Origin of the sequence: Micrococcus sp. KRD026 (genome assembly GCF_017168445.1) — a bacterium.
Lineage (GTDB): Bacteria > Actinomycetota > Actinomycetes > Actinomycetales > Micrococcaceae > Micrococcus > Micrococcus luteus.
On sequence record NZ_JABFBA010000028.1, the window covers coordinates 43,413 to 50,589 of the forward strand.

The window sequence follows — 7,177 nt, forward strand, 5'->3', positions numbered from 1 at the left end:
ATGGCCGCGCCCACCCCGAGCCCTGCCGCGCTGTACACGCGGACGGCCCACGCCGCAGCGGCCCAGGTGATCCGCCGCTACTCCACGTCCTTCTCCTGGGCCTGCCGCACCCTGCCCCGGCAGGCACGCCAGGACGTGGCCACGATCTACGCCATGGTCCGCGTCGCCGACGAGGTGGTCGACGGCGTCGCGGTGGCCGCCGGGCTCGACGAGGCCGGGGTCCGCGCCGCCCTGGACGACTACGAGCGGGCGTGTGAGGCCGCGATGGCGTCGGGCTTCGCCACCGACCCGGTCCTGCACGCCTTCGCCGACGTGGCCCGTCGCCACGGCATCACCCCGGAGCTGACCCGTCCCTTCTTCGCCTCCATGCGCGCGGACCTGGGGATCCGCGAGCACGGCGCCGAGTCGCTGGACGCCTACATCCACGGCTCGGCCGAGGTGGTGGGGCTGATGTGCCTGCAGGTCTTCCTCTCCCTCCCCGGCACGCGGGCCCGGACCCCGGGCCAGCGGCAGGAGCTGCGCGCGCAGGCCTCCCGGCTGGGGGCGGCGTTCCAGAAGGTCAACTTCCTCAGGGACCTGGCCGCGGACCACCACGAGCTGGGCCGCACCTACCTGCCCGGTGCCGCACCGGGCGTGCTCACCGAGGCCCGCAAGGCCGAGCTCGTGGCCGAGGTCCGCGCCGACCTCGACGCCGCCCTGCCCGGCATCCGTGTCCTGGACCCCGGGGCCGGGCGCGCCGTGGCCCTGGCGCACGGACTGTTCGCGGCCCTGGTGGACCGGATCGAGGCGACCCCGGCGGCCGAGCTGGCCCACCGCCGTGTCCGGGTGCCGGACCATCAGAAGGCCCGGATCGCCGCCCGCGTCCTGGCACGGGGCCGCCGGGGAGGCCGCCGATGAGCGCCCGGGACACCGCTCTCGGCCCGCGCACCGTGGTGGTGGGCGGCGGGTTCGCCGGACTGGCCACGGCGGGCCTGTTGGCCCGCGACGGGCACCGGGTGACGCTGCTGGAGCGCGGCGCCGTCTTGGGCGGCCGTGCCGGACGCTGGTCTGAGGCGGGGTTCACCTTCGATACCGGGCCCTCCTGGTACCTGATGCCCGAGGTGATCGACCGCTGGTTCCGCCTCATGGGGACCTCCGCCGCCGAACGGCTGGACCTGCGCCGTCTGGACCCCGGCTACCGGGTGTACTTCGAGGGGCACCTCCACGAGCCCCCCGTGGACGTGCGCACCGGCCACGCGGAGACGCTGTTCGAGTCCCTCGAGCCCGGCGCCGGGCGCCGGCTGCGGGCCTACCTCGACTCCGCGTCCCGGATCTACGGGCTCGCCAAGGAGCACTTCCTCTACACGGACTTCCGCCGGCCGGCCGCCCTGGCCCACCCGGACGTCCTGCGCGCCCTGCCGGCCCTCGGGCCCCAGCTGCTGGGGGGCCTGCGCTCCCACGTGGCGGCCCGCTTCCAGGATCCCCGGCTGCGCCAGATCCTGGGCTACCCGGCGGTCTTCCTCGGCACGTCCCCCGACCGTGCCCCCGCCATGTACCACCTGATGTCCCATCTGGACCTCGCCGACGGCGTGCAGTACCCCCTCGGCGGGTTCGCGGCCCTCGTGGACGCCATGGCGGAGGTCGTGCGCGAGGCCGGCGTGGAGATCCGCACCGGGGTCGAGGCGACCGCCGTCGAGGTGGTGGACCGTCCCGCCCCCGCCGGCCGCCTCGGACGCCTGGCCGCCCGCCTGCCCAGGCCGGGAGCAGCCCGCGGGGACGAGGGCCGACGTCGCCGCCCGGGCCAGGTGACCGGCGTCGCCTGGCGGTCCGACGACGGCGCCGCGGGACGCCTCGACGCCGATGTGGTGGTGGCCGCCGCGGACCTGCACCACGTGCAGACCCGTCTGCTGCCTCCCGGCCGGCGCGTCGCGGAGTCCACGTGGGACCGGCGCGACCCCGGCCCCTCCGGCGTGCTCGTGTGCGTGGGGGTGCGCGGATCCCTGCCCCAGCTGGCCCATCACACCCTGCTGTTCACGGCGGACTGGGAGGACAACTTCGGGCGCATCGAGCGGGGAGAGGACCTCGCCGCGGACACGTCGATCTACGTCTCGCGCACCTCCGCCACGGACCCGGGCGTGGCCCCGGAGGGCGACGAGAACCTCTTCATCCTCGTCCCGGCCCCCGCCGAGCCGGGGTGGGGGCGCGGCGGCATCCGGGTCCGTGACGGCGAGGGCTGGCGGGTGGACCGCGCCGGGGACGCCCAGGTGGAGGCCGTGGCGGACCGGGCCCTCGACCAGCTGGCCCGCTGGGCCGGGATCCCGGACCTGGCCGAGCGCATCGTGGTGCGGCGCACCTACGGGCCCGGTGACTTCGCCGCGGACGTGCACGCCTGGCGGGGTTCGCTGCTGGGCCCCGGGCACACGCTGGCGCAGTCGGCCATGTTCCGTCCCTCGGTGCGGGACGCGGACGTGGCCGGCCTGATGTACGCGGGCTCCTCGGTGCGCCCGGGCATCGGGGTGCCCATGTGTCTGATCTCCGCCGAAGTGGTCCGGGACGAACTGCGCCACGACGCGCGCAGGGCCCGGCCCGCGGGCCCCGGGGGGAGCGGCGCATGATCCGCACCCTCTTCTGGGCGTCCCGGCCGGTCAGCTGGGTGAACACGGCGTACCCGTTCGCCGCCGCCGCGATCCTGACCGGGGGGCTGCCCGCGTGGCTGGTGGTCCTGGGCGTCGTGTTCTTCCTCGTGCCCTACAACCTGGCCATGTACGGCATCAATGACGTGTTCGACTTCGCCTCGGACCTGCGCAACCCCCGCAAGGGGGGCGTGGAGGGCTCCGTGCTGGGCGACCCCGCGGTGCGCCGCCGGGTGCTGGTGTGGTCGGTGCTGCTGCCCGTCCCGTTCGTGGCCGTGCTCGCGGGCTGGTCCGCCGTGCGGGGCGAGTGGGCCGCCGTGCTGGTGCTGGCGGTGAGCCTGTTCGCGGTGGTGGCGTACTCCTGGGCGGGGCTGCGGTTCAAGGAGCGGCCCTTCCTGGACGCCGCGACCTCCGCCACCCACTTCGTCTCCCCCGCGGTCTACGGCCTCGTGCTGGCCGGGGCGACCCCCACGCCCGCCCTGGCGGCGCTGCTGGGGGCCTTCTTCCTGTGGGGCATGGCCTCGCAGATGTTCGGGGCGGTGCAGGACGTGGTGCCGGACCGGGAGGGGGGCCTGGCCTCGGTGGCCACCGTGCTGGGCGCTCGGCGCACCGTCCTGCTCGCCGCCGGCCTGTACGCGGCGGCGGGCCTGCTGCTGCTGGCCACCGACCCGCCGGGCCCCCTTGCGGCGCTGCTGGCCGTGCCCTACGTGGTGAACACCCTGCGCTTCCGCCGCATCACGGACACCACCTCGGGCGCGGCCCACCGCGGCTGGCAGCTGTTCCTCCCCCTGAACTACGTGACCGGCTTCCTCGTGACCCTGCTGCTGATCGGGTGGGCGCTGACCCGGGGGGCGGCGGCATGATCTACCTGCTGGCCCTGCTGGGTGTCATCGGCTGCATGCTGCTGGTGGACCGGCGCTTCGAGCTGTTCCTGTGGCATCGCCCGCTCCCGGCGCTGCTGGTGCTGGCCGCCGGGGTGGCCTACTTCGTCGCCTGGGACCTGTGGGGGATCGCCGAAGGCGTGTTCCTGCACCGGCAGTCGCCCTACATGACCGGGGTGATGCTCGCTCCCCAGCTGCCCCTGGAGGAGGGGTTCTTCCTGCTCTTCCTCAGCCAGATCACGATGGTGCTGTTCACCGGGGCGCTGCGCCTGCTGCGCGGCCGGGGACGTGACGGACGTGCCGCGACGCCGGCCGATCCGACCGACGGGGGGAGCCGGTGACCTTCCTCGACCTCGTCCTCGTCTTCGTGGGCTTCGCCCTGGCCGTGCTCGTGGGCGCCGCCCTCGTCGGCCGCGTGCGCGGCGGGCACCTGCGGGCCGTGGCGGCCACCCTGGTGGCCCTGTGGGTGCTCACGGCGGTCTTCGACAACGTGATGATCGCCGCGGGGCTCTTCGACTACGGCCATGAGCTGCTGCTGGGTGTCTACGTGGGCCAGGCGCCCGTGGAGGACTTCGCCTACCCGCTCGGCTCCGCTCTGCTGCTGCCGGCGCTCTGGCTGCTGCTGACGAGCCGTCCTCGTGCCGGTCGGCGCGGCCGTCGGCCGGGACGCCGCCCCCACCCGGGCGATCGCTGACATGCTGCCGCTGATCCCCGCAGACCTGTTGCGCGCGCTCGGCCTGATCCTCGTCCCGGTCGCGGCTGTGCACGCCGGATGGCCGTCCGCGGCGGCGATGCTGCTCGTGTTCGGCTCCCAGTGGCTCACCCGCTGGCTCGCCCCGGGCGGAGTCCTGGACTGGGCCGCGCAGGCGGTCCTGCTGCTGGCCGGGTGGCTGAGCGTCATCGGCCTCTACCCGCGGGTGCCGTCGCTGGACCTGCTCGTGCACGCCGCCGCCTCCGCCGTGGTCGCCTGTCTGACGGCACTGGTGGTGGGGGCATGGCTCCGGCGTCGGGGGACCGAGGCCGGGCAGGCCGTGGCGCTGCTCGGCCCGGGCCTGGCCGGGCTGGGGATCGCGGCCGCCGCCGTGGCCCTGGGCGTGGTGTGGGAGCTGGCCGAATGGTGGGGGCACACGGCGGTGACCCCCGAGATCGGTGTGGGCTACACGGACACCATCGGCGACCTCGCCGCCGACCTCGTCGGCGCCGGGGTCGGCGCCGCCCTCGCCGTGCGCCGGGAGCGCACCCGGTGACCCCGGCCCGCCCCACGGTCTCCGTGGTCGTCCCGGTGCTCGATGACGCCGAGCACCTGCGCGTGTGCCTCGCCCTGCTGGCCGCCCAGAGCCGGCCGGCGCTGGAGGTGGTGGTGGTGGACAACGGCTGCGTGGACGACTCGGCGATGCTCGCCCGCGCCGCCGGCGCGCGGGTGGTGCACGAGCCGCGCCGCGGGGTCCCGGCCGCGGCGGCCGCCGGCCTGGACGCCGCGGTCGGGGAGCTGCTGGTGCGCTGCGACGCCGACACGCGGATGCCCGCGGACTGGCTCGAACGGATCGTGGCCCGGTTCGACGCCGACCCCGGGCTCGACGCCCTCACCGGGCCGGGGACCTTCCACGACCAGCCCGGCCTCCGGGGACAGGTGCGGGCGGCGCTCTACACCGGCGCGTACCGCTGGGGGGCGGGCGCCGCGGTGGCGGCCACCCCCGTCTGGGGCTCCAACTGCGCCCTGCGCGCCGAGGCGTGGCAGGCTGTGCGGACCCGCGTCCACCGCGAGCGCGGGGACGTGCACGATGACCTGGACCTGTCCTTCCAGCTGGCCTTGGCCGGCCGCCGGATCCGGTTCGATCCGGACCTGCGGGTGGAGGTCGCCGGGCGCATCTTCCACTCCCTGCGCCAGCGGGTGCGGCAGGGCCGGATGGCCGTCACCACCCTGCAGGTCAACTGGGCTCGGCTGTCCCCCGGGCGGCGGTGGCTGCGCCGGGCGGCCCGGGCACGCCCCCGGCCCCGCTGGGGGCGTGGCCCCGACGGTCAGTCCCGCGACTGAGCACCGCCGGCGCCGCGGGCTCGCCTGTCCAACGGGTTGCGACGCAGGGGCAGCCGGTCCACCAGCGGCCGCAGCAGGCCGCGGGTGCGGGGACGCTCGCCGCCGTCGTGCCGGCGCTGGGCCTCGGCCAGGATGTTCGCGGCCATCTCCGGGAACACCACGGCGTGGAAGGGCAGGATGGCGGTCCAGTAGGCGCGTCCGAGCAGGCCGTCCGGCATGAAGACCGCCCGCTGGCGGTAGACGGAGCCTCCGCCCTCCCGCGGCTCGGTGCTCAGCTGCAGCCAGGCCCGCCCGCCGGCCTTCATCTCCGCCCGCAGGGTCAGCCGCCGCCCCGGCTCCACGTCCTCCACCCGCCACCAGTCCACGGCGTCGCCGCGTCGCAGGTGGTCCGGGTCCCGCCGGCCGCGGGTCAGGCCGGGCCCGCCGGCCAACTTGTCCATCAGCCCGCGGATCTTCCACAGCAGCGGGGTGGAATACCAACCGTTGGCGCCGCCCACCGACTCGATCACCGGCCACACCTCCTGCGCGGGCAGGTCGGACTCGCGCTCGCGCTCGTCCGTGTAGACCGTGGTGCCGGCCCACTCGGGATCCGAGGGCAGGGGGGCGGCCGGGTCCGCGGAGCTCTGGAGGTCCGCGTCGAAGGTGACGTCCAGGGGACCCTCCTTCTCCCGCTTCAGCGCCAGCCGCACGGCGTCCATGTAGGAGGTCAGCCCGCCCGGCGGGTCCGGGATGAGGTCGCGGACCGAGCGGTCCTCCACGACCGCCTCCTCGGCGAGGGATGCGGCCAGGGGCAGGGCCACCGCGACCGGGATGGGGGTCACCATGCCGATCCAGAAGCCCGCCAGGGTCTTCAAGGGCAACGGGGTGGGGATCACGATGCGTCGGGACAGGCCGGCGGCCTTGGCGTAGTCCACCAGCACGCTCGCGAACGACTGGGGGTGTCCGTTGCCGATCTGGGCCCTCAGCTGCACGGGCTCCGGGAGGGCGCAGGCCTGCAGGAGGTAGTACAGGACGTCGCGGATGGCCAGCGGCTCCACCCGGTTCCTCAGCCAGGACGGGCCGGGCATCACGGGCAGCCGCTCGGCGAGATGGCGGATCATCTCGAACGAGGTGGAGCCCGAGCCGATGATCACCCCGGCCTCGAACGTCAGCGCCGGGGTCGCCGCCCGCTCGAGACGCTCGGCCACGAGGGCGCGGGAGCGCATGTGGTCGGACAGCTCCGCGACGGGGACCGTGTCCGGGTGCAGGCCGGAGAGATAGACGAGCTGGGCCACGCCGGCCGTGTCCGCGGCGGTGCCCACGATGTCCGCGATCCGCTGCTCCTGGGCCACGAAGTCGCCGCCCCCGCCCATGGAGTGCACGAGGTAGAGCACGGTGTGCACGTCCTGCATGGCGGCTTCGACGAGGTCCGCCTCGGTGAGGTCGAGCTCCACCGCCTCGATGCTGTCCGACCACGGTCGGTCCGCGAGGACGGAGGGGTTCCGGGCGCCGGCCCGGACGTCGAAGCCGGCGGCGAGCAGCTCGGGGATGAGGCGCCCGCCCACGTACCCGGTGGCACCGGTGACGAGGACGCGACGGCCCCGGCCGTCCGGCAGGGACAGGCCGAGGGGGGAGGTGTGGGACGCCGGCGTGGCACCGGCGGGGACGGG

General features: G+C 75.5%; 8 protein-coding genes. 7 read left to right on the forward strand and 1 reads right to left on the reverse strand.

The features are described 5' to 3' along the window. From J1M40_RS10145 to crtX, 7 genes are read left to right on the forward strand one after another with little or no spacing between them, the layout of a single operon-like run. The gene (locus J1M40_RS10145) at positions 1-897 is read left to right on the forward strand and encodes a squalene/phytoene synthase family protein (RefSeq protein ID WP_063189943.1); all 897 of its coding nucleotides are present in this window, start codon (positions 1-3) and stop codon (positions 895-897) included. Beyond that, complete coding sequence (crtI, locus tag J1M40_RS10150; protein WP_101966188.1) at positions 894-2,594, forward strand: phytoene desaturase family protein; 1,701 nt, start codon at positions 894-896, stop codon at positions 2,592-2,594. Before J1M40_RS10145 ends, crtI begins: the two co-directional genes overlap by 4 nt. Continuing rightward, complete coding sequence (locus J1M40_RS10155; RefSeq protein WP_101966187.1) at positions 2,591-3,475, forward strand: prenyltransferase; 885 nt, start codon at positions 2,591-2,593, stop codon at positions 3,473-3,475. Before crtI ends, J1M40_RS10155 begins: the two co-directional genes overlap by 4 nt. Further along, the gene (gene crtYg / locus J1M40_RS10160; RefSeq protein ID WP_101966186.1) at positions 3,445-3,834 is read left to right on the forward strand and encodes a C50 carotenoid gamma-cyclase subunit alpha CrtYg; all 390 of its coding nucleotides are present in this window, start codon (positions 3,445-3,447) and stop codon (positions 3,832-3,834) included. Before J1M40_RS10155 ends, crtYg begins: the two co-directional genes overlap by 31 nt. Then, on the forward strand, positions 3,831-4,187 hold the full coding sequence (gene crtYh, locus J1M40_RS10165) for a C50 carotenoid gamma-cyclase subunit beta CrtYh (protein WP_144825832.1): 357 nt from the start codon (positions 3,831-3,833) through the stop codon (positions 4,185-4,187). The genes crtYg and crtYh overlap by 4 nt, the downstream gene beginning before the upstream one ends. Next, complete coding sequence (locus J1M40_RS10170) at positions 4,132-4,740, forward strand: hypothetical protein (RefSeq protein ID WP_144825831.1); 609 nt, start codon at positions 4,132-4,134, stop codon at positions 4,738-4,740. Before crtYh ends, J1M40_RS10170 begins: the two co-directional genes overlap by 56 nt. Further along, a complete protein-coding gene (gene crtX, locus J1M40_RS10175) occupies positions 4,737-5,528 on the forward strand; it encodes a C50 carotenoid glucosyltransferase CrtX (RefSeq protein WP_061866791.1) in 792 nt (263 codons plus the stop codon). Before J1M40_RS10170 ends, crtX begins: the two co-directional genes overlap by 4 nt. Here crtX and J1M40_RS10180 read toward each other — a convergent pair. Then, the coding region (locus J1M40_RS10180; RefSeq protein WP_206450771.1) for an SDR family oxidoreductase at positions 5,513-7,177 on the reverse strand (1,665 nt) is incomplete at its 5' end. The genes crtX and J1M40_RS10180 overlap by 16 nt on opposite strands.

Excerpts from the sequence above, each read along its gene's own strand:
- J1M40_RS10145 (WP_063189943.1), top strand. The coding sequence starts at position 1 with ATGGCCGCGCCCACCCCGAGCCCTGCCGCGCTGTACACGCGGACGGCC.
- crtI (WP_101966188.1), top strand. The coding sequence starts at position 894 with ATGAGCGCCCGGGACACCGCTCTCGGCCCGCGCACCGTGGTGGTGGGC.
- J1M40_RS10155 (WP_101966187.1), top strand. The coding sequence starts at position 2,591 with ATGATCCGCACCCTCTTCTGGGCGTCCCGGCCGGTCAGCTGGGTGAAC.